Source organism: Variovorax sp. 679, from assembly GCF_003952185.1.
In the GTDB taxonomy this organism is placed as follows: Bacteria; Pseudomonadota; Gammaproteobacteria; order Burkholderiales; family Burkholderiaceae_C; genus Variovorax.
The window spans coordinates 53,265-78,367 of record NZ_RXFS01000001.1 but is presented as its reverse complement, the minus strand read 5'-3'; the positions used below and the strand labels follow the sequence as shown (position 1 = coordinate 78,367).

General features: G+C 61.7%; 19 protein-coding genes and 1 tRNA gene. 12 read left to right on the top strand and 8 right to left on the bottom strand.

The annotated features are described in order from the left end of the window. The first annotated feature begins 157 nt into the window (after positions 1-157). From tssI to EJO71_RS00390, 8 genes are all read left to right on the top strand, one after another. Positions 158-2,365: a type VI secretion system tip protein TssI/VgrG gene (gene tssI, locus EJO71_RS00425; protein ID WP_240651268.1), complete on the top strand. Its 2,208-nt coding sequence runs from the start codon at positions 158-160 to the stop codon at positions 2,363-2,365. A 10-nt stretch (positions 2,366-2,375) separates the two neighbouring features. Beyond that, positions 2,376-3,719 carry a DUF2169 domain-containing protein gene (locus EJO71_RS00420; RefSeq protein ID WP_125947315.1) on the top strand — a complete coding sequence of 448 codons (1,344 nt, stop codon included), beginning with the start codon at positions 2,376-2,378 and terminating at the stop codon, positions 3,717-3,719. Continuing rightward, a complete protein-coding gene (locus EJO71_RS00415) occupies positions 3,716-4,072 on the top strand; it encodes a DUF4150 domain-containing protein (RefSeq protein ID WP_125947316.1) in 357 nt (118 codons plus the stop codon). The genes EJO71_RS00420 and EJO71_RS00415 overlap by 4 nt, the downstream gene beginning before the upstream one ends. A gap of 3 nt (positions 4,073-4,075) precedes the next feature. Further along, positions 4,076-5,284, top strand: a complete 1,209-nt coding sequence (locus tag EJO71_RS00410; RefSeq protein WP_125947317.1) for a hypothetical protein — start codon at positions 4,076-4,078, stop codon at positions 5,282-5,284. Positions 5,285-5,308: 24 nt separating this feature from the next. After that, positions 5,309-5,791 (top strand): hypothetical protein, encoded by a 483-nt coding sequence (locus EJO71_RS00405; protein ID WP_125947318.1) that lies wholly within the window; start codon positions 5,309-5,311, stop codon positions 5,789-5,791. Positions 5,792-5,816: 25 nt separating this feature from the next. Continuing rightward, a complete protein-coding gene (locus EJO71_RS00400; RefSeq protein WP_125947319.1) occupies positions 5,817-6,824 on the top strand; it encodes a hypothetical protein in 1,008 nt (335 codons plus the stop codon). A 316-nt stretch (positions 6,825-7,140) separates the two neighbouring features. Beyond that, positions 7,141-7,461, top strand: coding sequence for a hypothetical protein (locus tag EJO71_RS00395; RefSeq protein ID WP_240651269.1), 321 nt, complete (start codon positions 7,141-7,143; stop codon positions 7,459-7,461). 59 nt (positions 7,462-7,520) lie between these two features. Next, positions 7,521-9,134 carry a DNA cytosine methyltransferase gene (locus EJO71_RS00390; RefSeq protein WP_125947320.1) on the top strand — a complete coding sequence of 538 codons (1,614 nt, stop codon included), beginning with the start codon at positions 7,521-7,523 and terminating at the stop codon, positions 9,132-9,134. A gap of 13 nt (positions 9,135-9,147) precedes the next feature. Here EJO71_RS00390 and EJO71_RS00385 read toward each other — a convergent pair whose 3' ends face one another. Further along, positions 9,148-9,597, bottom strand: coding sequence for a very short patch repair endonuclease (locus tag EJO71_RS00385; RefSeq protein WP_125947321.1), 450 nt, complete (start codon positions 9,595-9,597; stop codon positions 9,148-9,150). Between the two features lie 368 nt (positions 9,598-9,965). On the opposite strand from EJO71_RS00385, the gene EJO71_RS00380 reads away from it, so the two are divergent. Genes EJO71_RS00380 through EJO71_RS00365 form a run of 4 tightly spaced genes read left to right on the top strand, consistent with a single transcriptional unit; the run spans position 9,966 to position 17,521 of the window. Further along, positions 9,966-11,519 carry an ATP-binding protein gene (locus tag EJO71_RS00380; protein WP_125947322.1) on the top strand — a complete coding sequence of 518 codons (1,554 nt, stop codon included), beginning with the start codon at positions 9,966-9,968 and terminating at the stop codon, positions 11,517-11,519. Further along, complete coding sequence (locus EJO71_RS00375) at positions 11,519-14,455, top strand: Z1 domain-containing protein (protein ID WP_125947323.1); 2,937 nt, start codon at positions 11,519-11,521, stop codon at positions 14,453-14,455. Before EJO71_RS00380 ends, EJO71_RS00375 begins: the two co-directional genes overlap by 1 nt. Then, positions 14,397-15,479, top strand: a complete 1,083-nt coding sequence (locus EJO71_RS00370; RefSeq protein ID WP_125947324.1) for a PD-(D/E)XK motif protein — start codon at positions 14,397-14,399, stop codon at positions 15,477-15,479. Before EJO71_RS00375 ends, EJO71_RS00370 begins: the two co-directional genes overlap by 59 nt. Further along, positions 15,476-17,521 (top strand): AIPR family protein, encoded by a 2,046-nt coding sequence (locus tag EJO71_RS00365; RefSeq protein ID WP_125947325.1) that lies wholly within the window; start codon positions 15,476-15,478, stop codon positions 17,519-17,521. Before EJO71_RS00370 ends, EJO71_RS00365 begins: the two co-directional genes overlap by 4 nt. 92 nt (positions 17,522-17,613) lie before the next feature. On the opposite strand, the gene EJO71_RS00360 is transcribed toward EJO71_RS00365, so the two are convergent. The 7 genes from EJO71_RS00360 to EJO71_RS00330 form a co-directional block, all read right to left on the bottom strand. Continuing rightward, positions 17,614-17,689: transfer RNA gene (locus tag EJO71_RS00360), tRNA-Thr, on the bottom strand. A gap of 25 nt (positions 17,690-17,714) precedes the next feature. Next, complete coding sequence (locus EJO71_RS00355) at positions 17,715-18,725, bottom strand: class 1 fructose-bisphosphatase (RefSeq protein WP_019658239.1); 1,011 nt, start codon at positions 18,723-18,725, stop codon at positions 17,715-17,717. A 26-nt stretch (positions 18,726-18,751) separates the two neighbouring features. Continuing rightward, entirely contained in the window at positions 18,752-21,445 is a 2,694-nt protein-coding gene (gene pepN, locus EJO71_RS00350; RefSeq protein WP_125947326.1) for an aminopeptidase N, read from the bottom strand. Continuing rightward, the gene (locus EJO71_RS00345) at positions 21,432-22,127 is read right to left on the bottom strand and encodes an HAD family phosphatase (RefSeq protein ID WP_125947327.1); all 696 of its coding nucleotides are present in this window, start codon (positions 22,125-22,127) and stop codon (positions 21,432-21,434) included. Before EJO71_RS00345 ends, pepN begins: the two co-directional genes overlap by 14 nt. A 5-nt stretch (positions 22,128-22,132) precedes the next feature. Further along, a protein-coding gene (gene prfB, locus EJO71_RS00340; RefSeq protein ID WP_125947328.1) for a peptide chain release factor 2 occupies positions 22,133-23,237 on the bottom strand; the annotation gives its coding sequence in 2 pieces (ribosomal slippage) (positions 22,133-23,155 and positions 23,157-23,237; 1,104 coding nt in all). An 81-nt stretch (positions 23,238-23,318) separates the two neighbouring features. Beyond that, positions 23,319-24,092, bottom strand: coding sequence for an SIMPL domain-containing protein (locus tag EJO71_RS00335; RefSeq protein ID WP_125947329.1), 774 nt, complete (start codon positions 24,090-24,092; stop codon positions 23,319-23,321). A gap of 126 nt (positions 24,093-24,218) precedes the next feature. After that, entirely contained in the window at positions 24,219-25,034 is an 816-nt protein-coding gene (locus EJO71_RS00330) for a MetQ/NlpA family ABC transporter substrate-binding protein (protein WP_125947330.1), read from the bottom strand. Positions 25,035-25,103: the final 69 nt, after the last annotated feature.

Genomic DNA, 25,103 nt, shown 5'->3' with positions numbered 1-25,103 from the left:
TTGTGCGTGAAACGGAAGCGGGCCGCTTCCGTTTCACCGGGCCGCGAGGATCGGCCCGATGTCCTGACTTTCGTGCGTTGATCCGAATTCCAGGGAGAGTGTCATGCCAACAGGCGCAGCGCGGGCAATCCGCGTTCTGACCGCTTCTTGTGCCGCCATGCCCACGCTTGGTGGGCAACCCGCACTGGAGCCCATCGCCATCGAAGGCGACGAGGGCCTGAGCAAGCTGTTCGGCTACACCATCACGTTCAGCACGCCCGAGCAGGCGGGCTACAACGAGCGGCAGGCCGCCAACGTGAACATCAAGCAGCTCGTGGGCGAGACGCTCACGGTGCACATCGTGCTCGATGGGCGCCCGGGCGCGGGCGAAGACAAGCGCCACATCTCGGGCCTTGTGACACGCGTGCGCTTCCTGCGCCTGGAAAACCGACGCGCACTGTACGAGGGAGTGATCGAGCCCTGGCTCACGCTGGCCACGCGCACGAGCGACTACCGCATCTTCCAGAACAAGACCGTGCTCGACATCCTCGGCGAGGTTTTGTCCGACTACGAGTTCGCCCACGAAGTGAAGGCCACCCGCAGCTATCCGGCGCGCGAATTCCAGGTTCAGTACGGCGAGAGCGACTTCGACTTCGTCGCGCGCCTCATGCACGAATGGGGGCTCTACTACTTCTTCGAGCATGCCGAGGGCACCCACAAGCTGGTGATCGTGGACGACATGTCGGCGCACCAGCCATACGCCAGCGGGGGCTACCAGAAGATTCCGTTCCATGGCGCCGACGACACCGTGCGCGAAGAACACTGCGACCGCTTCAACGCTTGCGAGACGCTGCAAAGCGGCCGCTGGGTCACTGACGACTTCGATTTCAAGCGGCCCAAGGCACGGCTGCAGCAGGTGAGCGCCATGCCGCGCAAGACCGCGCAAGGCAGCCAGGAGCGCTATGGCTGGCCCGGCGACTACGTGGTCGAGTCCGAGGGCGAGCAGCTGGTGCGCACCCGCATGGAAGAAACCGGCAGCCAGGGCGAACGCGCCAGCGGCTCGGGCAACCTGCGCGCCGTGGTGCCGGGCTGCCTGATGACGCTTGAGCGGCATCCGCAGAACGACTCCAACCGCGAGTACCTCGTGACCGATGCGCACCTGCGGCTGCAGGACATCGGCGATGCCAGCGCGCAGCAGGAGTTCGAGTGCCGCGTGGATTTCGAGGTCCTGCCCAGCAGCAAGGTTTTTCGTGCGCAGGCGCCAGAAGCACCTCGCCCGCGCACCACGGGCCCGCAGACCGCCATCGTCACGGGCCCGGCAGGCCGCGAGATCTGGACCGACGAATACGGCCGCGTGAAGCTCAGTTTTCACTGGAACCGCTACTGCACCAAGGACGAGAACAGCTCCTGCTGGGTGCGCGTGTCTTCGCCTTGGGCCGGCACCAACTTCGGCGGCATACAAATCCCGCGCATCGGGCAGGAGGTGATCGTCGACTTCGAGAACGGCGACCCCGACCGGCCCATCGTGACCGGTCGCGTCTACAACGCCGACAACATGCCACCGTGGACGCTGCCCGACAACGCCACGCAGAGCGGCCTGCTCACGCGCAGTTCCGAAGGCGCGACCGACGCCAACGCCAACGCGCTGCGCTTCGAGGACAAGAAGGGCGCGGAACAGGTATGGCTGCACGCCGAGCGCAACCAGGACATCGAAGTCGAGAAGGACGAAACCCACTGGGTCGGCCACGACCGCACGAAGACCATCGACAACGACGAGACCGTGCACGTGAAGCACGACCGCACGGAGACCGTGGACCATGACGAAACCATCACGGTGCACAACGACCGCACCGAGACGGTCGATGGCAACGAGACCATCACCATCCACAAGAACCGCACGGAAACCGTGGACCTCGACGAGACCATCACGGTGCACAAGAACCGCACCGAAACCGTCGACCTCAACGAGACCATCGGCATCGGCATGAACCGCACCGAGAAGGTCGGGCTGAACGAGACCATCAACATCGGCGAGCACCGGACCGTGACCATCGGCGGCGCGAAGATGGAGACCATCGCGCTGGCCAAGGCCGAGACCATCGGGCTCGCGAAGGCGCTGACCATCGGCCTCGGCTACCAGATCACGGTGGGCGCGGCCATGAACACCACCGTCGCGCTGATGCAGACCGAGCAGGTGGGGCAGTCCAAGCGCGTGGACGTGGGCAAGTCGCTGACCCTGCATGCCGGCGATCGCATCGAGCTGGTGTGCGGCAAGAGCTCGCTGGTCATGACCTCGGATGGCGCGGTCACCATCAGCGGGTCGACCTTCGACTTCTCCGCGAGCGGGCCGGTGCAGATCAGCGGCAAGGACATCGACCTCAACTGAGTGCCTCGCAGTGGAGTTTCGCAACCTCACGCCCTTCGACGCGCTGTGCTTTCGCGCGGCCACGCCGGGCGACCGCGAGTACAGGGTCGTCGCCATGAAGGTCGGCTACAGGCTCGTGCGCGGCAGGCAAGGCCGCTGGCAGGCCGAGGTCAACGACGAAGACCCGGTGCCGCTGGCACTGGCCGATGCCTACTGGGGCGAGGAGGGCGCATCGAGCCCGCGCGAGGAGAGCGACCTGGCTCCCTACAAGCCGCGCTGCGACGTGATCGTGAATGCCACCGCCCATGCGCCGGAGGGGATTCCCGCACCCGAATGGGAAGTGCGCGTGAAAGTGACGGCCGGCCAGCAGTGGGCGCAACCACCGGAGCCGCCCAAGCCGCTTCACCCGGGGGCCCGGCTGACGCCGCAGCAGCAAGCCGCATGGGAAGACGAGAAGCGCCGGGCCGAGGCACTGGCCGCGCCGCGCACGGTGCTCGACAAGCGGCTGCTCGTCAGCGGTCCTTCTCTGCTCTATCTGCGCAATGGCCGTGAATGGGCGCGCATTGTTTCGCAGCCCGTCGAGAGCGTGCCCGTGCGCTGGGAGCATGCCTTCGGCGGGCGCAGCCTCTTGCGCCGGCCCGACGCTCCCGACGATGAGCCGCCGTTGCTGAACGAGGTCTGCTTCTCCAACCCGCTGGGCCAGGGCTGGGTCGACCGGCGTGCCGGCGATCTGGCGCGCCAGGCCGGGCTGCCCGCCGTCGAGCGGATGCCCGCACCCCAGATCGAAGCAGCGCACGAGCGCATGCAACAGCCGGTGCTGGCGAAGCACGCCGGGGTGAATCTGGATGCGCGGGCCATGGCCGAAGTCGCGCAGGGCTATGGCCGCGAACCGGCCGGGCTTGGCGTCGTGGGCCGAGCCTGGGCACCCAGGCTGGCGCTCGCGGGCACCTACGACGACACATGGCTCGCGCAGCGCCACCCCTGGCCACCGCACGACTTCGACTTCGGCTACTGGAACGCGGCGCCCGCCGACCAGCAGATTCCGTATCTGCCGCCCGACGCGCGCATCGAGCTGTGGAACCTGACCGACCCCGCGTCGACACCGGACGGCCACCTGTCCTTTACCCTGCCTGGCCACCGCGCGCTGGTGCTGCTGCGGCTCGACAACGGTGCATTGCTGCCGCTGCCCATGGTCACCGACACCGTGCTCGTGGATGCCGAAGCCCTGACGCTGTCGCTTGTGCATCGCGTGTGGATTCCGTCGGATGCGCCCGTGCGGGTGATCGAGGCGCGCTTCGAGACCGACCCGCATGCACCGCTGGTTCGTTCTGCGCCACAACCCGGCCAGACGGCGGCGCTGGAGCCCACGCCATGAGCGCCAACGTCGCCGCGCGCAAGCAGGGAGGCTGGAAGGTCGTGAGCCTTGCCCCCGACGTCTGCAAGACGCCCATGGGCAGCTCGATTCCACCCGTGCCTTACCCCGTGACGGCGCAGCTGAACAGCACGACGTCGGTGGCACTCAGCGTGCGCGCCAACGGGCATCCGGTGGTGGTGTACGACATGAGCATCGTACCCACCACCATCGGCGACGCGGCGGGTGCTGCCAAGGGTGTGAAGAGCGGGACCGTGCAGGGCAAGTGCTATCCCAAGGATCACAGCGCAACCGTGCGCGCAGAGGGCAAGCTCGTGGTGCGGCATGACGATCTGTTCTGGATGAACGGGAAGTAGGGCATGACGGAACTCACGACCTCCGCGACCTTTGTCCCGACGGGGGACGGCGGATCGATCGGCATTGCCTTCATTCCGGCCGATGTTCCGAAGCCGGTGGTGATCATGCGGTACCCCACGTACCCACCGCAGGGCGAGCCGACCTCGTTCATTCAGCTCAGCCAGGAAGAGTACGAAAAGCTCCAGCGAGACACACCCAACACCAAGCTTCCTGATTTCAAGCCCAGGAAGCCTGGCACCAACGCCAATGGAAACACGCTCGGCCCCGCCGTCGGCGACACCCCGTCCACGCAGGTGCCCGCCAAGCAGGCAAACCCCGAGGTCAAGCCCGAGACGCCGAAGGAAGGGAGCTGGTGGAGCAGCTGGGGCAGTTCGATCACCCACACCGTGCTGGACGTCGGCGGCGTCATTCCCGTGGTGGGCATCTTCGCCGACGGTGCCAACGCGGCGATCTATGCGGCCGAAGGCGACTACGTCAATGCCGCCATCTCCGGCGCATCGGCCGCCGCCAACCTGGTGCCGGGTGGCGGCATTGCAGCCAAGGCGGGCAAGATCGCGATCAAGGGCGCACTGAAGGGCGGCGAGCGGGTCGGCATCAAGCAGGCCGAGAAGCTCCTTGCCGAGCGGATCGCGAAAGAGAAGCTCGAGAAAGAAGCAGCGGAGGCCGCGGCAAAAAAGGCCGAGAAGGAAGCCGCAGCTGCAAAGGCCGAATCGGGTGGCGGATCGAAGAACAAAGACACCCAGGTCAAGAAGAAGGTCAAGCCGAAGCCGAAGTGCGGGCAGAAGGGCCCCTACAAGGATCGGTTGAAACACGACAATGAAGGGATGAACTGGGACCACATCCCGTCACAGAAGGCGCTGCTCGAGCGTGCCGCCGAGATCAAGGGAGCGCCGCTCACCAAGGCCGAGAAGACCGCCATCGTCGACAGCGCCCCCACCATTGCCACACCCACCGAACTGCACCGGGACCACAGCGAATCGTTCGGCGGCCGGCAGCATCAGAAGATCGACGGTGTCAGGCGCCCGACGAGGGATGCGCAAGACCTGCAGAGAGCCGCCAAGGAGAACACCGAGAAGATCCTCCAGGAGATCGACAAGTACGACCCCGGCTGCAAGGGAAAGTACCGCGAGGCGGCCGAGGAGATCACCAAGATGACCCACGATCAATGGACGAAGTGGCTGAAGCAGGCCATGAAATCGGCTAGAAAATGATTTGAAAGTACAGGAGCGCAACGCATGACACTGAACGAACTACTGCCCTTCCTCGGACATTCCGAGCTGAACGCCAACCTCGATCAACTCCTGAAGTCCGTGGGAGCAGGCGTCCAGGCTCTGTCGGCCAAGACACTCCGCGCCGAAGGCTCGGACGCCATCGAGCTCAAGTCGCTGGGGCTCGAGCTGGCATTCTGGGAGCGTGAAGGCTACGAACGAAAAATGGGCGCCCCGAAAGACGCGGGCAAGGCGATCCTGGCGGCCGTGTTTGCGTATGGCCCGGGCGGCAAGAGCTTCAAGCCCTACAAGGGGACAGTTCCGTTCAGCGGCGGTCCGATTGCCAAGCGGCAAGATGCGTTGACCGAGTTCGGCACGCCGGACCTGACTGAGGAAGACGACGACGTGGTCGAGTGGGACCAGTGGATCAAGGACGGGCTGCAAGTGCGCGCCACCTACAACGACGATGGTTCGTTGTGGAATCTCTCCTTCTCCGTTCCCTTCAAGTGACGCCTTGCGCGCCCTGGTTCCGCAGATGAGCAGCCAGACCCACGCCTTCGAGACGAGCAACTATCTGCTGGGCCACGCCTGGCAGAGCGCGCGGGTGCGCGCGCTGGTCGAAGGCTGGGAGCAACTGGAGTGGATCGACGACGAGGCGCTGAAGAAAGCCCGCACGGACCATCGCCTCTCGCTCGTGAACCCGGCGGAAGGCATCTACCTGTTCTTCACCGATGCGGACAGCTACGAGGCTCGATATGGCGAGCCTCGCAGCAAGGGCAACCTGATACTGAGCCGGGTTTCGCTACTGCTGCACTTCGACCCGCAATGGACTCCGTACGCGGGTGCATTGCCTCTCGCGCTCCGCGCCGACGACATGGTCGGCGATGTGCTGCGGCGACTGGGTTCGCCGGCGGAACTGTGGCGGGTAGGCCTGAATGTTTTCAAGGCGCGATGGTCCACGCCGGATGCCGACGTGGACGTGAGCTTCGAGCGCGACACGGGGCGGCTCAAGCTGGTGACGATGACGCCGCCCCGTGTGGCTCCGGTATCTGCAAGCGCGATGCCCACACCCGAACAGTTCGCGCGGCAATTCGGTCGACCGTTGGCCGAGTTGCAGGAGGACGCCCAGTTCGCTCCGTTCTCCCTGGGCGTGAAGGCCCGCGAGATTGCCGATTACGGCGAAGCCGACTACTCCCGGGAGTTCGGCGTCGAGCTCTACTTCAAGCCAGGCGCCGAGATGGCGGATGCCGTGCCGGGAGCACCACGAAGCAGCGAACCCTGCCTGAGCGGCGTGCGCTACCGGACGGATCTGGATTTTCAGAGCAGCGGCTACGCAGGCCCCTTGCCATGGGGCTTGCAGATGAGCGACACCGTCGACGTGACGATGTCCAAAGCCGCGGCGCGCCCATTCAAGGAAGCGCTGGATCGCGACGATGGCTATCAGCTGTGGCGCACGGACCTCTGCGATGTTCATGTGCTCTACAGCTTTCTTGAAGATCGCATTTACCGGGTCACGTTGCTGGCGCGTGGGTGCTACGAGTAGGGCCCAGCAGGCCTGCTGCGAACCGACGTTCACTCGTTCGTGCGAAGGGTGAGCAGATCAAGGTTTGAGCGCTAACACCGCAACGATCGCGGTCACGCACGCAAAGTCGATGCGATCCCCAATTTGTTCACTGCATGGAGTCGCCGGCCAGCGCGGTTCTCCCATACATTTGAACGACCGCCGCGCCTCACGGCGGGACGTCGATGCACACCGCAGCGATGTCGATGTGAGGCACAAAAGGCGACGGCCAAGGTGCGCTAACACCATGGCCGTCTGACCACTCAACGTGCATACCCTTCGAAAGAGAGCACATCAAATGGCTGATCAAATTATCGCCGGGCAAAACACGCCCGTATCCGACGACGCAACCCATCAGCAGGATCCGTCGGACATTCTTGAGAACAAGTTGACCCAATTGCAATCTCTGTTGAGTTGCTGCTATGGGGACTGGTGCGAATGGTTCGATGCGATCGGGACGAAGCATCGGGACAACATCATGTGGATTGCGGCTGACCTGGCGACCGAGGCTGTTGAACTTTCACAGGTACTTCTGAAAAAAGTAGAGGCAGCGGATGAGTCCGGGGCCCAAGGTCGGACAGGGGAAGAGGGCCGCGGCGCCTGCGGTCCAGCTCTCTAGAATGCAGCCTCCGGTCCGCAGCAAGCAGACCAGTGCCGGTCCTTTTCCAGAAAATTCGAATGTCGATTCCCATCATTGATCTTTTCGCGGGCCCAGGGGGACTGGGGGAGGGGTTTTCCGCTCTCAAGGATCACAAGCAGCAACCCGTTTTTGAAATCGGTCTTTCCATCGAGAAAGACCCTATTGCGCACCAGACGCTTACGTTGCGCGCAGTGTTTCGGCGGCTTCGAGGCACGAAGGATGTGAAGCACTACTACAGCTACATCCAGGGCGAGATGGACGAAGAGACATTTCGACAGCAGCCTGCTGTTGCCGCAGCTTTCGTCCACGCGAATCGCGAAGCTCGTTGCCTGGAATTGGGGAAGTCTGACGAGACCGGCATCGACGATGAAATACGAGCTGCCCTCAATGGTCGTGAGACGTGGATCTTGATCGGTGGACCGCCGTGCCAAGCGTATTCGTTGGCGGGGCGGTCTCGGCGGGCACATGACAAGAGCTTCCAGAAGGACGAAAAGCATTTTCTGTACAAGGAATATCTCCGAATCATTCAGGTTCATCGGCCAACCATCTTTGTGATGGAGAACGTCAAGGGGCTGCTTTCTTCGCAGCATTCCGGCAGTTCGATGTTCGACAGGATCATCGAAGACCTGTCGAAGCCTGCTGAAGGGGTGGAGTACGAGATTCGCTCCTTCATCAAGAAGGGCGACAGCAATTCGCTGGAGCCAACAGACTTCATCATCCAAGCCGAGCACTACGGCATTCCGCAGAGCAGGCACCGAGTGATCCTGCTGGGTGTAAGAAAGGATGTGGGTGCCTCGCGGCATGAACTACTTTCAAAGGTCGCCAAACCTGTGACCGTTAAGCACGCAATCGATGATTTGCCTCGATTGCGAAGCCGTTTGTCGAAGGCTGATTCAGTGGAGGCTTGGAGAAGCGCAGTACAGAAGGCGCCCTCATTTATGGAGGGATGGGATGCGGAGTGCGAGTCGGATTTGACTGCGTTGATGCATGTATCCGCGGCAGCTGCACGGAGCCTGAGCATTGGCGAAGCCTTTGTTCAAAGGAGCTACAAGACCCCCAAGAAATCGACTGAGCTTCAGCTCTGGCTGCACGATAAAAAATTGGAAGGGGTTTGCCAGCACGAAGCGCGATCACACATGGCGTCTGATTTGGCTAGGTACCTCTTTGCTGCAAGCTTCGCTCAGTCACAAGGCTATTCCCCTCGATTGGATTGCTTTCCGCCCAAGCTTCTGCCCAACCACAAGAATGCGGCGAGCAACAGCACAACTGGGGTCATTCCTTTCAAGGATCGATTCCGCGTGCAGTGCGCGGGGGAGCCGTCAACGACTGTGGTCGCGCACATCGCAAAGGATGGGCACTACTACATCCACTATGACCCCACTCAGTGCCGGAGTCTCACGGTGAGAGAGGCGGCTCGGCTTCAGACCTTTCCCGATAACTATTTCTTTGCGGGCAATCGAACAGAGCAGTACACGCAGGTCGGTAATGCCGTGCCTCCATTGCTGGCCAACAAGCTGGCAAAAGTGGTGCGCGGCCTGTTGGCCGAACTGAATCGCGAGCAGCGAAGGAAGCGCGCAGCCTTGGAGAAGGACGCCGCAACGCAACCCGGCGAGGATGCGCCGCGCAGGAAGTCTGTACCCGCGATCGCTTGAGTGGACTGAACCGTCACTCAACAGTGAGTTCTGCATCGCTTCCTTGTAGCCACGTACCGACGTTCTTGGCCACGTCCTCGACCGAACGCTTGAGGGTGCATTCCCAGACTATGGCTACGCGCCAACCTCGGTCTCGCAGCAGGCCGACATGTTTCTCGTCGCGGGTGACGTTATCGGTGAATTTCTTCATCCAGAAATCAGCGTTCGCTTTCGGGATGGTGGTGTAGCGACAACCTTCATGTCGGTGCCAGAAGCAGCCGTGTACGAATAGCGCTGCTTTGTGTTTCGGAAAAACCAAATCCGGAGTACCAGGAAGGCCTCTTACGTGAAGCCGATAGCGAAACCCCGAGGCGAAGAGCGCTGAACGAAGGGCCCGTTCGGGCCAAGTGTTCTTGCCGCGAATGCCCGCCATCATTCTGCTTCGCTGGGGGGGAGTGGGGAGTTTTGCGGCGGGTGACGGCATGCCTTAGTTTCGCCGCTAACCGCGACCGCAGTCCGGACGCGGTAACGTTGGCCAAAGCTCATCACCACGGGTAACAAATGTGTTACTTTACAGATGTCTAAGAGTGGGGAGACGTTCTGAAAAGAGGCGATGCTGCTTTGTCGCCCAGTGATTCCAGTTCGGCCAAAGAAATTAGGGTTTCTACTGGTTTGGGTGTTCGGAATTGCTTAGCACTCGCGGCCAAAGGAATAGGCGTCGCGTTCTTTGCACTGTGCTGCTTCCGATGCCGAGACGTTGACATAGAAGACTAGGCTGTCTCAATTCTTCCGAGGGTTGTTTGGCGGGTGATCAGGGGCAGCATTGATCAGTTTCTAAAGGAGGATCCTAGCTTGTTGACGCACGAGAAAACATATGTAGCGCCGGTGGAGAGGCTAGCAAAGAGTGTTGAGAACCCCGATCGAGCTGCGCCTCATCCCGCGGCGCTAATTGAGGCGATGCGCTCGCTGGGTTACACGCTCGAGACGGCTGTTGCGGACCTTGTGGATAACAGCATCTCGCACGGTGCGACACACGTGCGCATCCAGTTTGACTGGGCAGGCCAAGACTCGACCCTGTCGATCAGCGACAACGGTCATGGCATGGACGAGCCGCAGTTGATCGAGGCGATGCGGCCCGGTACTCACAACCCGCGTGCTGACCGCGCCCCTCAAGACCTCGGGCGCTTCGGCTTGGGATTGAAGACCGCGTCGTTTTCCCAAGCCAGTCGCTTGAGCGTTATCACGCGCGCTGCTGGCCATGCCGAAGCCGCGCGCGTTTGGGATCTGCCGTTCATGGCCGCTGCTAACGATTGGATTCTTCAGCGCGAAGCAAGCGAAGAAGCGCGTCGGCATGCAAGTTGGATGCTTGGCCAGCCCTCGGGAACGACCGTCGTTTGGGAGCGACTCGATCGCCTGGTTGGTGATGCTTTAAGCGACAACACGAACGCGCACCAGGCGTTCTTGGAGGCTGCTGACCGCGTCGCAAAGCATCTCTCAATGGTGTTCGGCGAGTTCCTCGCAGGGGCGAATCCGGTGAGGTTCGAAGTGGGTAACGTGAAGCTCGGGCGCTGGGATCCATTCATGCGCGATCACGTCGCAACCCAGATCCTACCGATCGAGGAACTGCGCTGGGGGCATCACAGCGTGGCCGTTCAGCCTTACGTCCTACCGCACCACTCGAAGCTTACGAAGGATGAGTTCGAGCGGGCGGCCGGAGCAAAGGGATGGACTGCGCATCAGGGCTTCTATATCTATCGCAATAACCGATTGATCTCAGCCGGTGGCTGGCTATCGCTCGGATTGACGCGCGACGAACATCTCAAGCTTGCACGCATCCGCATCGACCTTGGCAATGATCTCGACTTCGACTGGAAGCTTGATGTGCGTAAGTCTGTGGCAAGTCCTCCAGTGGCATTACGACAAGAGCTTCGGCGTATCGCTCGGCTGACGCGCGAACGGGCTCAAGAGGTCTATCGTCATCGCGGTCGCCAAATCCTTGCCGTGGCGTCCCATGATCACTCGAGCGTCTGGGAGGGGCGGCTTATGCGTGGACGCACCATTTTCCGCGTCAATCGCGAGCATCCTGTCGTCCAGGCACTGACCGCGAACGACGATGGTGGGCGTGCGGTCGAGGCCCTGCTTAAGCTAGTCGAGCAGACACTTCCGCTTGCGTCGATCTACATCCGTCACGCCGAGGCACCTGAGGAGCAGCCCGCGCCATTTGACGACACGAAGGATAAACAGTTCGGCGAGATGCTCTCTGATCTCTATCTAGGCGTTCTGGCTTCTGGGCGTAGCCATCAACAGGCCATCGCCAGTCTCTCCGCGCTGTCGGCGTCGAAGAAGCGCCCTCATCTGATTGCCGCGCTCGACGCCTCTCCCCCTGTTCCCAAGGAACTCGACTGATGAATTCGATTAAATCTAGCCCTGACCCCGACGCGCAAGAGCAGGCCCGCGAACAGGCCCGTACCGCGTTGGTCCGTTACAGAAATCCAAGCATTGACGAGATCCGGCAATGTTGCAGCAAAGCCAAGCGCTTTACCGAAGAGGATACCGGCGAGGGCACCGTTGACATAGAGGAACTCGTCAAGTATTTCGTTGAGAACAGTAACGTCTTTGTTGCACCGATGCAATCGTTGTCGGACGCCCGCGGCCACTCCGATTGGTTACCCGCCAGGCGCGGTGAGATCAGTTGGAAATTCTGGGAGCGCTACCAGACCTTTCTGCAGATGATTGAGCAATTGCCTGATCCCGTAATTAACTCGGTAGATGTTCGCACCGAGGGCATCCTTGAGATGCTCGAAGATCCTTCGCGCGCGGGACAGTGGGATCGTCGCGGGCTGGTCGTGGGCAGTGTGCAGTCGGGTAAGACGGGCAATTTCCTCGGGCTGGCATGCAAGGCTTTGGACTCTGGCTACAAGCTTGTGATCATTCTTGCGGGTATTCACAACAGCCTTCGTGCACAGACTCAGATTCGGATGGAGGAAGGGCTGCTGGGCTACAACACCGACTCCAGTCTATTCTTCGAGGAAGCAAGCACGAAAGTTGGAGTAGGCACGCTCTCCTTCCCTGAACTTCCCGTCAACTCAATGACGTCGCGAGCAGAAAATGGTGACTTTCGAGCGGGAAATCTTGGAACAGTAATGCATCTTGGGGAGACGCCATTTATCGTCGTCGTAAAGAAGCATGCGTCTATTCTCAACAATCTTCGGACTTGGCTCACGATTAAGAAGGGTGTTGAGAAGCCCGATGGAGGGAAGATTGTCCGAGACATTCCGATGCTTGTGATCGATGACGAGGCGGATCACTCGTCAATCAACACGAAGAAAATCAGTCGCGTCTCGGCCGATGGGGTTACTCCGGAGGACATCAATCCCACAAAAATCAACCAGCGAATACGAGAGTTGCTGGACGCGTTCGAAAAGAGCGCCTATGTTGGCTATACGGCAACCCCCTTCGCCAACATATTTGTTGATCCCAAGGCTTCGCACGGGAAATTCGGTGATGACCTTTTTCCGCGCAGCTTCATCGTCTCATTGCCGCCGCCGGACAACTACTTCAGCGTTGACAAAGTCTTCGGTCGCGACGGTGATCCAGACTCTGGATTGGAGGAGCGAAAAGGGCTGCCTTTGACACGATTGGTCGATGACTTCGATAGCTTCTTTCCTCCGAAAGCACCATCGAGCTTCGTGCCTGGCGAGCTTCCGGGAACGCTGAAGAAGGCCATTCGTTCATATCTGCTCGTTTGTACCGCACGGCACGCCCGTGGACAGAAAACAAAGCACAACTCGATGCTGGTGCACGTTGCGCGCTTCGTGGAAGCTCAAGGCAAGCTTGCAGAACTTGTGACGACCGAGCTTTTGTTTCTGCAGCGGCGTATAGCTAATGAAGGAGAGGATGCAACGCTGTCGTTGCGCAAAGAGCTTCGCGAGTTATGGGAGTTGGACTTTGTCGAGACAACCCGCGCAGTTTCCGATCCGGCGTGCCCTTTGATGGCGTGGGAGGAGATCGAGCGATCGTTGCATCCGGCGGTCTCCAAGATACGCGTGCTTGAGATAAACGGTACCTCAGCTGATGTCTTGGACTATGAGAAGCATAGAGCGACGGGCATCAGTGTTATCGCCGTTGGTGGAGACAAGCTCTCGCGTGGACTGACTCTGGAAGGCTTGTCGGTTTCCTACTACATGCGCGTCTCCAAGATGTACGACTCTCTGTTGCAGATGGGGCGTTGGTTTGGGTATCGACCAGGTTACCTCGATCTTTGTCGCATCTACACCTCATCAGATCTGATCGCGTGGTACCGCCATATCGCGCTGGCTGAGGCGGAGTTGCGCCGAGAGTTTGAGCGTATGGCTGCTCTCAAGGCTACGCCCGAGGAGTACGGACTGCGCGTCCGCACTCACCCGGATGGCATGCTTGTGACGGCTCTCAATAAGGCGCGTGCAAGCAAGAAGCTGCAGGTTTCCTACGAAGGGACGCTTGCGCAGTGCGTAGTGCTCGCAACTCGCGATGAAGTGCGCAAGCGCAATGACTATGCCGTGACCGGGCTTGTTGGCCGACTGGAGCCGCCCCGCGCGCGTAAGAAAGGCTCGTCAACCTACGTCTGGTCGGGTGTCGGCGCTGAGGATGTATGCGTCTTCCTTGACGCCTTTGATTCACCAATGGGCACAAATGGCTTCGATTCAAAGCGGATTGCCCAGTTCGTACGCCGACAGCAGAACCAAGGCGAATTGGTCGAGTGGACGGTTGCGCTGCTCAGTGCAAACGGTGGTGCGCCAGACACCATCGCAGGGCTCGGTTTGAATCTGGTCAAGCGTAAGAACGTTGCCGAAGGCAGCGACAAGGTCAGAGGGCTTTACGTGCTTTCCAACAGCAACGTACTTAACCCTCCTGATCAAGCGATCGACTTGGAGGGAATGAAGCTCGATGCTGTCTGGGTGCAGCATTTGTTGACCAAACGCGCTTTCGGTGTGGACATGCTGCTTGAGCGTGAAGTCATAGAGCAGGCCGTGGGCCGCGATGCACTTGATGTCGCTCAGCAGATTAGTTTGTTGCGCTACGCGGCTGACAAAAAGGCTGGTCGTATTCGCGCGACGCAGCAACCGCCGGAACGGCCGTTCGGAGCAGTGGTGCGCGATATGCGTCGGACCAGCCATGGGTTGCTGTTGCTCTATCCACTCGACGCTGCGGCCGTCGAGTTTGCCGCGGAACCAAGGTCCATCATGACTTGCGTGTTGAGCTTTCCCACTAGTGCAACGGCTGTGCCCATCGAGTATCAAGTAAATGAGGTCTATCGGCAGTTGCACCTCGACCAACTCGAGGAGCCCGAAATTGACGAGTAGGCCACTCGAGCAACTCTGGTGTGAAATCGAGGCGTCGCACAAGATCGAGCAGACTGGATGGGTTAGGCGCCTTATCAATCCAGGCGCAACCGTCCCAGCATATGCAGCGGTGGCATGCCATGGTGGAGCGCGCTCGATAATGATCGACATTCCCATTCTCTCGATGGCTGGTCTTCGCGATCTGCCGATTACTGGCGGACTGTCGGTTGCTCTCGTGCCTCCGCTTGAGGGGGTTCCAACTGGACAGCGTTCACTAGCGGTCGAACTCGAAGACGCGCAATTCGCCGACGTGTTCAACGTCTTCGGCGCTGACTTGGTCGATGGGATCTCTCGGTGTGCGAAAGTCGCTGAAGCGATCGTTCTATTGCTAAGGCGTCTTGAGCGATGGCAGGAGTTTCTCAATAAGGCAACCGATGGGTTGAGTTCCAGCGAGGTAGTGGGGCTGTTCGGTGAGCTTTGGGTGTTGCGTGACATCCTCATGCCGATCGGCGGCGTCGGATCGATTGAGTCTTGGACGGGCGCGCAGCGCGCGCCTCAAGACTTTGTTGTGCCAAGCGTATGCGCCATTGAGGTGAAGACGTCAGTAGCAAGAATGCTCTCGCAGATACGGATTCATGGTGAGCGTCAACTCGATGACGTAGGTCTTGCGTGCCTTTTTCTTGTATGTCTGCGGCTCGAGTTAGACGACGAAAAAGGTGAGGATCTCAACCACATCGTAGGTGAGCTTCGCAGGCTGACAGTTGGCGCTCCCGAGTTTTCCATCTTGCTTGATCGACGTTTGATACAAGCCGGATGGACAGAGCGACACTCGCACCGCTACGCGCAAAGGCGTTTCCGCGTCGCCCAGCGGCGTTTTTTTCGCGTCGATAGTCGTTTCCCTAGGCTTCTCAGTGGGGAACTCGCATTGGGCATCAGTGAAGTTGAATACCAAGTCGAGCTGAAGGCTTGCAGCGCATGCGAGTGCGATCAAAGTGAACTTATCAGCACGTTGACTGGTCTGCAGCTCGGAAGAATTTCCTCATGACCTTAAACGACTACTTTCAAGCTCTACGCAATGAGGTGAAGCGTGATTCAGGCATCGAGGGTGGAGAGACCTTCGTTGCCGAGGCTTTTACGCGCCGCTTCCTCGATCTTCTGGCTGAAGCCGGGGAGATCGCAGATGCTGAGGTCTGCTATTACGCACGCACGGGAATGCGTGCAGATGGCTATGCCGCTGACGAAAACGAGGACACGCTCGATCTCTTCGTAGCAGTACGAGCGGACAGCTTGGTACCCATCCGGCTCGAAAAGTCGAAGGTCGAGGCTGCGTTCCGTCAACTAGCGGGTTTCTATGCTAAGGCGACGGCTGGATGGCACAACAGGATGGAGGAAGTTGAGCCTGCATTCGTTCTCGCCCAACTCATTCATCGTCAGCATCAGCAAGCTGAAGGTTTCAGCCGCGTTCGACTATTCCTTGTCACTGATGGCATCGTCAACGTTGACCGATTGCCCGAGGTGCCGGAGATGGGCGTAGCCGACGTGACGTTGCACGTCTGGGACATCGAGCGGCTCTTCCGTTGGTATAGCTCCGGGCGCGACCGAGAGCAGATCGCTGTCGATCTAACGGAGCGCGACCTTCCACCGGTGTACTGCCTGGAGTTCGATCAACCAGGGGCTGACTATGTAAGCTACCTCGCAATATTTCCGGCCGAGGTGCTCGTGTCGATATACAGCCGCTACGGCCCGCGCCTGTTGGAGCGCAATGTACGTTCGTTCCTGCAGGTACGAGGTGACATCAACAAAGGAATTCGCTCCACAATACTGTCTGAACCAGATCGTTTTCTTGCGTACAACAACGGTTTGACTGCCACGGCGGCGGAGATCGAGGTGGAGCGCACTAACGACGGTTCGTTGAGATTGAGGCGGCTAGTAGATCTGCAGATCGTTAATGGTGGACAGACTACTGCATCGCTCTTTCGCGCAGTACGAAAGGACAAAGCTGACGTCAGTCGCATCGCTGTCCAAGTCAAGCTCAATCGAGTTCGCGATCCCGAAGCACTTGACGCGTTGGTCGGACACATCTCGAAATACGCGAACTCGCAGAACAAAGTCAGCGTCTCGGATCTTTCTGCCAACGATCCTTTCAACCAGAAGCTAGAAGAGTACTCAAGAACAATCTGGGCTCCTGCTATAGGTAGTTCGCAGCTTGAGACGAAATGGTTCTACGAGCGCGCGCGCGCACAATATGCCGACGAACTGGCGCGCGCAGACACTCCGGCCAAGAAGTCCCGTTTCGAGCGGGAATATCCGAAGCAACAGCTCTTTGGAAAGACCGACGTCGCGAAGAGTGAGATGGCTTGGGCCCAGTATCCGCATATCGTCAGCCGCGGAGCGCAGAAATGCTTTGTGGTGTTTCATGAAGAGGTCACGAAGCGTGGTGGCAATTACCGCCCAGACGAGATATTTTTTCGCCACCTGATCGCGCGCCACATTCTTTTCGATGCAGTCGACCGGATCACGCTGCAGCGGAAGTACAGCTACAAAGCACAAGTAGTGGCTTATGCAGTTGCTTGGGTATCCCATCGCCTCGCCAAACGGTTTGACTTCGAGACTGTGTGGCGTGAACAGTCTATCTCCGAGGAGTTAGTGACTTTCTTTGGTCACTTGGTAGATGTGATACATCCAGTCATAGCTACGCCAGAGGGGGGGAAGAACGTTACTGACTGGTACAAGAATGAGGCCTGTTGGAAGAAGGTCCAAGCACTCGACATGCCGCTACCGAAAGTACTGCAAAACGCCGCTGGCGGGCTTGATCAACTTGGGGCGACCGGTATCGATGCGCCGACCGCCGAAGAGGACGCCGAGATCACTTGGGCAATGGGGGTGCCAGCCGAGGTATGGTTCGGCATCTCCGCGTGGGCAAAGAAGACCGACTCGCTTGCCTCGTGGCAACGTAGCATTGCATTTAGCCTTGGCAAGCTCGCTGGCCAAAGCAAGCCTCCGTCAAGAAAACAGGCTGCGCAGGGACGCAAGCTGCATGACGATGCAGTGCGTCTGGGCTTCTTGCACGAAGCAACAGAGAGCTAGCCAATCCCTTGAGCTTGGGCGCGGGAGTTGTTGTTCTATCGCCCTACAGCAAAAAAGCCCGCTATCGTTTAGATAGCGGGCTTTTTAGTTTTTGGTGCCGGAGAGATGAATCGAACACCCGACCTTCTCATTACGAATGAGCTGCTCTACCGACTGAGCTACACCGGCGAAGCCTCAGATTATAGCCAAGAAATCACGCCTTCTCGGCGTGGTACTGCGTCAAACGCTCAACTTCGTTTCTAGAACCCAACATCACGCTCACCCGCTCGTGCAGTTTGGTGGGCTGCAGGTCCAGGATGCGCTGCTTGCCGTTGGTGGCCGCGCCGCCGGCCTGTTCGACCAGCCAGCTCATCGGGTTGGCTTCGTACATCAGGCGCAGCTTGCCGGCCTTTTCGGGCTCGCGCTTGTCCCACGGGTACATGAAGACGCCGCCGCGCATCAGGATGCGGTGCACGTCGGCCACCATGCTGGCGATCCAGCGCATGTTGAAGTCCTTGCCGCGCGGGCCTTCCTTGCCGGCCAGGCATTCGTCGATGTAGCGCTTCACGGGTTCGTCCCAGTGGCGCATGTTGCTCATGTTGATCGCGAATTCCTTGGTGTCGGGCGGAATCTGGATGTCTTCCTGCGTCAGCACGAAGCTGCCCTGTTCGCGGTCGAGGGTGAACATGGCCACGCCGTTGCCCACGGTCAGCACCAGCGTGGTCTGCGGGCCGTAGATGCAGTAGCCGGCGGCCACCTGCTGGGTGCCCGCCTGCAGGAAGTCGGCTTCCTGCACGCCGGGGTGGTCGTCGGGCTTCTTCAGCACGCTGAAGATGGTGCCGATGCTGACGTTCACGTCGATATTGCTGCTGCCGTCGAGCGGGTCGAACATGAGCAGGTATTCGCCTTGCGGGTAGCGGTTGGGCACCACGTAGATGCTGTCCATTTCCTCGCTGGCCATGGCCGCGAGGTGGCCGCCCCATTCGTTGGCCTCGATGAGCACTTCGTTGGCGATGATGTCCAGCTTCTTCTGGATCTCGCCCTGCACGTTCTCGCTCTCGGCCGTGCCGAGCACGCCGCCCAGCGCGCCCTTGTTGACGGCCTGGCTGATGCTCTTGCAGGCGCGCGCGACCACTTCGAGCAGCAGGCGCAGCTGTCCGGGAATGAGGCCGTCGGCGCGCTGCTGTTCGACGAGATAGCGGGTGAGGGAAATCTTTTGAGCCATGTGTCTTCCGGGTTCGGGTTTCTGCTTCAGTTGCCAGCCAGGGCGCGGGTCACGACTTCATGCGTGTCCTTGCTCAGGTCGGGCTTGGCCGCCACGCGGGCGATCGCCTCGCGAGCGGCGCTGCGGTACGGCTCGGCCAGCTTGCTCCAGCGGTCGAGCGCGCGCGCGAGGCGGGCGGCAACCTGCGGGTTGATGGCGTCGAGCTCGATCACGCGCTCGCTCCAGAACACGTAGCCGGCCGCGTCGGGGCGGTGGAACGCGCCGGGGTTGGCGCTGCAGTAGCTGAAGATCACGCTGCGCGCGCGGTTCGGGTTCTTCAGCGAGAAGTCGGGGTGCTTCATCAGCTGCTTCACCAGCGGCAGGATGTCGCCGCCGCGGTCGGGCGCGCCGGCCTGCAGCGAGAACCACTTGTCGATGACCAGCGCCTCGTCCTTGAAGATGGCGTGGAAGCGCGCCAGCGCCTGCGCCGCCAGGCTGTGGCCCGACGCCACCAGCGCGTTGAGGGCGTTGAAGCGGTCGGTCATGTTGCCCGCGTCCTTGAAGCGCTGCAGCGTCTTGCCCGGCCACACGACGTCGCCCGAGGAGCGCGCCGCCAGGCACAGGAAGTTGAGCGCCATGCCGGCCAGCGCGCGGCGGCCCGAGGAGGTCGGGTCGGGGCTGTAGGCGCCGGTGTCGTGGTTCTCTTCATAAGCCCACTGCCAGTCGGCGAAGAGGGCGGTGGCCAGCTGGGCGCGCATGGCTTCGCGCACGAGGTGCACGCGCTGCGGGTCGACCACGTCGAGCTGCTCGGCGATGTAGGTTTCCGACGGCAGCGTGAGCACCAGTTCCTTGAAGGCGGCGTCGAGCTGCGAGTTGCGCAGCACGCTGCGCATGGCGTCGATATACGCGTCGTTCAGCACCGGCGTGGTGTCGGTGGCCAGGGCGGCAATGCCTTGCAGCGCGGCGCGCAGGCCCAGGCGCTGGCCGGCTTCCCAGCGGTTGAACGGGTCGGGGTCGTTGGCCAGCAGGGTGAGCAGCTGGGCGTCGGTGTACTCGAAGTCGAGGATCACCGGCGCGCTGAAGCCGCGCAAGATGGAAGGCACGGGCTCGGCGTCGAGGCCCACGAAGGTGATCTGCTCTCCGGCGCGCGACAGCACCAGCGTGCGGGTACCGCGGGTCACGTCGTTTTCGCCTTCGAGCTGCATCGGCAGCTCGCGGCCGCTGGCGTCGAGCAGGCCGATGTTCAGCGGAATGACGAAGGGTTCCTTGGTCGGCTGGCCCGGCGTGGGCGGGCAGCTCTGCACCACGCTCAGGGTGTAGCTGCGGTTCTGCGCGTCGTACACACCGTGGGCGGCAAGGCGCGGCGTGCCGGCCTGGCTGTACCAGCGCTTGAACTGGGGCAGCAGGCGGGCGAGTTCCGATTCGGGGTTCGCGTCGGCAATGGCCTGCGCGAAGTCGTCGCAGGTCACGGCCTGGCCGTCGTGGCGCTCGAAGTAGAGCGTGATGCCCTTCTCGAAGCCCTTGCGGCCGACCAGTGTCTGCATCATGCGCACCACCTCGGCACCCTTCTCGTAGATGGTGACGGTGTAGAAGTTGCTGATCTCGATGTAGCTGTCGGGCCGCACCGGGTGGGCCATGGGGCCGGCGTCCTCGGGGAACTGGGCGGTGCGCAGCACGCGCACGTCCTCGATGCGCTTCACGGCGCGGGCCGAGGCGTCGGCGCACAGGTCCTGGCTGAATTCCTGGTCGCGGAAGACGGTGAGGCCTTCCTTCAGCGAGAGCTGGAACCAGTCGCGGCAGGTCACGCGGTCGCCGCTCCAGTTGTGGAAGTACTCGTGGCCGACCACGCTCTCGATGTTGCTGTAGTCGGCGTCGGTGGCGGTGGCCTGGTTGGCCAGAACGTACTTCGTGTTGAAGATGTTCAGGCCCTTGTTCTCCATGGCGCCCATGTTGAAGTCGCTGGTGGCGACGATCATGAAACGGTCGAGGTCGAGCGGCAGGCCGAAGCGGGCCTCGTCCCACAGCACCGAGTTGATGAGCGAGTTCATCGCGTGCTCGGTCTTGTCGAGGTCGCCGGCGCGCACGTACACCTGCAGCAGGTGTTCCTTGCCGTTGCGCGCCTTGATGCGCTGCTCGCGCGCCACCAGCTTGCCCGCCACCAGGGCGAACAGGTAGCTGGGCTTCTTGAACGGGTCGACCCACTTGGCGAAGTGGCGGCCCTCGGGCAGCTCGCCTTGCTCGACCAGGTTGCCGTTCGACAGCAGCACCGGGTAGGCGGCCTTGGCCGCGCGCAGGGTGACGGTGTAGCTCGCCATCACGTCCGGACGGTCGAGGAAGTAGGTGATGCGGCGGAAGCCCTCGGCTTCGCACTGCGTGAAGAAGGTGTCTTCGCTCACGAACAGGCCCATCAGCTTGGTGTTCTTGATGGGGCAGCAGGTGGTGAAGATCTCGAGTTCGAAGGCGTCGGGCAGGCCGTCGATGACGAGCTGGTCGCCCTCCATGCGGAACGACGCGCCCTGGCCGTTGACCAGCACGCGCGCCAGGTTCAGCTCGTCGCCATCCAGGCGCAGCGGCTGCACCGGCGCCTCGGGGTTGCGGCGCATCTGCATGCGGTTGAGCACGCGGGTCTTGGCGGGGTCGAGGTCGAAGGTGAGGTCGACGGTGTCGATCCAGTACGCCGGGGCGGCGTAGTCTTCGCGGCGGATGGCGATGGGTTGGCCTTGTGCGTCACGTAGCAGCATCGAGGGTCTCCAGAAAATTCGAATGGGCGAGTTCGTCGTAGTCGCGAACCGCGGCGATCACATGGGGGCCCGCCAGCTCGGCGGCGGTATGGGTGCTGCACACGGCCACGGCGCGCATGCCGCCGCGGCGGGCGGCCTCGATGCCGAAGGGGGCGTCTTCGAAGACGATGCAGCGCTCGGGCGCAACGCCGATGCGGCGCGCGGCTTCGAGAAAGATGGCGGGCGTGGGCTTGCCGGTGAAGCCTTCGTCGCCGCCCACGATGGCCAGCGGCAGCGGGTCCATCTTCAGGCGCGACATGGCGAATTCGATGTTGTGCCTGTCGCCTGCGGTGCCGACGGCGACCTTCAGGCCGCGTGCAACGGCGGCCTTGGCAAAGGCCGTAAAGCCCGCCACCTCGGTGAAGTTGTCGCTGAACATGGCGCGGTAGATCTCTTCCTTCTCGTGCACCATGGCCTGGCACTCCGCGTCGGAGAGTTCGCGCTGGAACAGCTCGCGCATGCACTCGGTGCCGGTGCGGCCCGTGGTGCGCGCGAGGATGTCGCTCACGTCGAGCTTCAGGCCGTGGCGCGCCACGAATTCCACCCACGAGCGCGCATGCCAGGGCATGGAGTCGATCATGGTGCCGTCCATGTCGAAGATGAAGGCTTCGACCTTGCCACCCTTCAGGCTTTGCAGGCTCATCGGTGTTACACGCCTTGCTTGAGAGAGGCCTCGATGAACACGTCGAGGTCGCCGTCGAGCACCTTCTGCGTGGCCGAGACTTCGACGTTGGTGCGCAGGTCCTTGATGCGGCTGTTGTCCAGCACGTAGCTGCGGATCTGGTGGCCCCAGCCCACGTCGGTCTTGCTGTCTTCCAGCTTCTGCTGCTCTTCCTGGCGCTTGCGCATCTCGTGGTCGTACAGGCGCGAGCGCAGGCGCTTCCAGGCCACGTCGCGGTTGCTGTGCTGGCTGCGGCCGTCCTGGCACTGCACCACGATGCCGGTCGGGATGTGCGTCAGGCGCACGGCCGAGTCGGTCTTGTTGATGTGCTGGCCGCCGGCGCCGCTGGCGCGGAAGGTGTCGGTGCGCACGTCGGCCGGGTTGATCTCGATCTCGATGGAGTCGTCGATCTCCGGGTATACGAAGATGCTGGCGAAGCTGGTGTGGCGGCCACCCGACGAGTCGAACGGCGACTTGCGCACCAGGCGGTGCACGCCGGTCTCGGTGCGCAGCAGGCCGAAGGCGTAGTCGCCTTCCACCTTGATGGTGGCGCTCTTGATGCCGGCGGTGTCACCGGGCGTTTCGTCTTCGAGCTGCGCCTTGAAGCCCTTGCGCTCGGCGTACTTGGTGTACTGGCGCAGCAGCATGCTGGCCCAGTCGCAGGCCTCGGTGCCGCCGGCGCCGGCCTGGATGTCGATGAAGGCGTTCAGCGGGTCGGCCGGGTTGTTGAACATCCGGCGGAATTCGAGCTGCTTGATGTCGGCTTCGAGCGTTTCGGCGTCATCGGAGATGGCCTGCAGGCCGGCGATGTCGCCGTCTTCCTTCGACATCTCGTAGAGCTCGGTGTTGTCCGACAGGCCGCTGGTGAGCCGGTCGAGCGTGACGACCACGTCGTCGAGCGCCTTCTTTTCCTTGCCCAGCTCCTGGGCCTTCTTCGGGTCGTTCCAGACGTTGGGATCTTCGAGCGATGCGTTGACCGTCCTCAGACGTTCGGCTTTGGCATCGTAGTCAAAGATACCTCCGTAAATCGACCGTGCGGGCGCTCAGGTCCGCGAGCATTGCGCCGATTTGGTTGATCTGTTCTGCGTCCATGGGGTGTCCTGACTGTGTGTGGGAGGTGTTCCGGGGAACCCGCCATTTTCTCACGGGTGGCAGATGACCCCGGAAGCAGCGTTATTCAAGCTGGAAGTCGACGCTGATCGTGGCCGTGATGCTGATCTGGCCGACCGAAAGGTCGCCTTCGCCGCCTTCGCCCTGGCCGCCGGAGCGCGGGGCGGACTGCATCACGTTCTGCTGCATCAGCTGCCCCTCGTTGCGGTAGCGGCCGCTCCAGCCGCCCCAGTTCCAGCCCGAGCTTTCGCTGATCCGCATCGCGCGACCCCGCTTGGCGCCCAGCTGGGAGGTCAGCGCATCGGCTTTCTCGCGCGCCGCGATCACCGCCAGCTCGCGGGCCTTGTCGCGGTGCTTGCGCATGTCGGTGTTGCGGAATTCGATGTTCTCGACCTGGTTCACGCCCACCGCGTACAGGTCGGTCAGCAGCGGCTCGAAGGTGTCTAGCTTCGTCACCTTGATGCCGATGCTCTTGTGGGCAACGTAGGCCTGCGGGACGGTATAGCTGGTCTGGTAGTTGTAAGTGGGCTGGACGTCGATGTAGTTGACCTGCACGCTCTTCTCGGGGATGCCGTAGCGCTTGATGACCGCCAGCGCCTTGGCGATGCGCTCCCTGTTGTCGGTCGTGGCGACCTGCAGGTTCTTGTCGCGGCTCTCGACGCCGACCGTGAGGTAGACCTCGTCCGGCGCCACGCGCACGGCGGCCGAGCCGCTCACGCTGATCTGGCCGGGTGCCTGGTTGCCGGCTTCCTTGAGTGCGAGCTGCGCCGGGGCGGTGCTCGCGGCGGCCAGCGCGAAGGCGCCAAGGCCGGCGGAAAAGGTGCGTCGAGAGAACATGGAAAGGACCCTCCGGGTTGATGAAGCCCGAAAGATACCTTCAGACACATGTCAGGCGTAAAAAAGAAAAAGCCCCCTGGGCGCGGCGCGAGCGCACAAGGGGCGAGGGGGACAACCGGGTGCGTGTCAGAACGCCGGTACGAGCGAGCCCTTGAACTGGGTCTCGATGAAGCTCTTCACCTCGGGCGACTGGTAGGCCGCCACGAGGCGCTTGGCCCAGGGCTTGTCCTTGTCGGCGCGGCGCACGGCGATCAGGTTGGCGTAGGGGCTCTTGGCGGCTTCCTTGATGACCGCGTCCTTGTTGAGCGACAGCCCCGCCTTCTCGGCGTAGTCGTTGTTGATGGCGGCGATGCTCAGGTCGTCGAGCGAGCGCGGCAGCTGGGCCGCGTCGAGCGCCACCAGCTTGAGCTTCTTCGGGTTCGTCACCACGTCGAGCGGCGTGGCGGTGTTGTTCTTCACCGCCTCGGGCTTCAGCGTGATGAGGCCGGCCTGTTGCAGCAGCAGCAGGGCGCGGTTGCCGTTCGACGGATCGTTCTGGATGCCGACCGAGGCGCCGTCGGGCAGCTGGTCGATGGCCTTGATCTTGCGCGAGTAGAAGCCCAGCGGCGCGGTGATGGTCAGGCCCACGGGCACGATGTCGAAGCCGCGCGCCTTGTTCTGGTTGTCCAGGAAGGGCTGGTGCTGGAAGGCGTTGGCGTCGAGGTCGCCCGAGGCCAGCGCCGCATTCGGCAGCTGGTAGTCGTTGAACACCACGACCTGAACATTCAGGCCGTCCTTCGCCGCGACCTTCTTGACCACTTCGAACACCTGCTCGGCGCTGCCGACGGAGATGCCGACCTTGACGGTGTTCTTGTTGTCCTGGGCGAGTGCGGCGCCGCCGGTGAAGAGAGAGGCGGCCAGTGCGGCGACGAACAGGCTGCGGCGACGGAAAGTGATGTGCATGGTTGCGCGAAAACAAAAAAATGAAGGCGCGAATGTGGCATTGCCCGGCCGGGAAGGGAACGAACCAAT

What these genes read in the sequence shown, in the direction of transcription:
- tssI (WP_240651268.1), top strand. Translation starts at nt 158, where the DNA reads ATGCCCACGCTTGGTGGGCAACCCGCACTGGAGCCCATCGCCATCGAA.
- EJO71_RS00415 (WP_125947316.1), top strand. Translation starts at nt 3,716, where the DNA reads ATGAGCGCCAACGTCGCCGCGCGCAAGCAGGGAGGCTGGAAGGTCGTG.
- EJO71_RS00410 (WP_125947317.1), top strand. Translation starts at nt 4,076, where the DNA reads ATGACGGAACTCACGACCTCCGCGACCTTTGTCCCGACGGGGGACGGC.
- EJO71_RS00405 (WP_125947318.1), top strand. Translation starts at nt 5,309, where the DNA reads ATGACACTGAACGAACTACTGCCCTTCCTCGGACATTCCGAGCTGAAC.
- EJO71_RS00400 (WP_125947319.1), top strand. Translation starts at nt 5,817, where the DNA reads ATGAGCAGCCAGACCCACGCCTTCGAGACGAGCAACTATCTGCTGGGC.
- EJO71_RS00395 (WP_240651269.1), top strand. Translation starts at nt 7,141, where the DNA reads ATGGCTGATCAAATTATCGCCGGGCAAAACACGCCCGTATCCGACGAC.
- EJO71_RS00390 (WP_125947320.1), top strand. Translation starts at nt 7,521, where the DNA reads ATGTCGATTCCCATCATTGATCTTTTCGCGGGCCCAGGGGGACTGGGG.
- EJO71_RS00385 (WP_125947321.1), bottom strand. Translation starts at nt 9,597, where the DNA reads ATGCCGTCACCCGCCGCAAAACTCCCCACTCCCCCCCAGCGAAGCAGA.
- EJO71_RS00375 (WP_125947323.1), top strand. Translation starts at nt 11,519, where the DNA reads ATGAATTCGATTAAATCTAGCCCTGACCCCGACGCGCAAGAGCAGGCC.
- EJO71_RS00370 (WP_125947324.1), top strand. Translation starts at nt 14,397, where the DNA reads ATGAGGTCTATCGGCAGTTGCACCTCGACCAACTCGAGGAGCCCGAAA.
- EJO71_RS00365 (WP_125947325.1), top strand. Translation starts at nt 15,476, where the DNA reads ATGACCTTAAACGACTACTTTCAAGCTCTACGCAATGAGGTGAAGCGT.
- EJO71_RS00355 (WP_019658239.1), bottom strand. Translation starts at nt 18,725, where the DNA reads ATGGCTCAAAAGATTTCCCTCACCCGCTATCTCGTCGAACAGCAGCGC.
- pepN (WP_125947326.1), bottom strand. Translation starts at nt 21,445, where the DNA reads ATGCTGCTACGTGACGCACAAGGCCAACCCATCGCCATCCGCCGCGAA.
- EJO71_RS00345 (WP_125947327.1), bottom strand. Translation starts at nt 22,127, where the DNA reads ATGAGCCTGCAAAGCCTGAAGGGTGGCAAGGTCGAAGCCTTCATCTTC.
- EJO71_RS00335 (WP_125947329.1), bottom strand. Translation starts at nt 24,092, where the DNA reads ATGTTCTCTCGACGCACCTTTTCCGCCGGCCTTGGCGCCTTCGCGCTG.
- EJO71_RS00330 (WP_125947330.1), bottom strand. Translation starts at nt 25,034, where the DNA reads ATGCACATCACTTTCCGTCGCCGCAGCCTGTTCGTCGCCGCACTGGCC.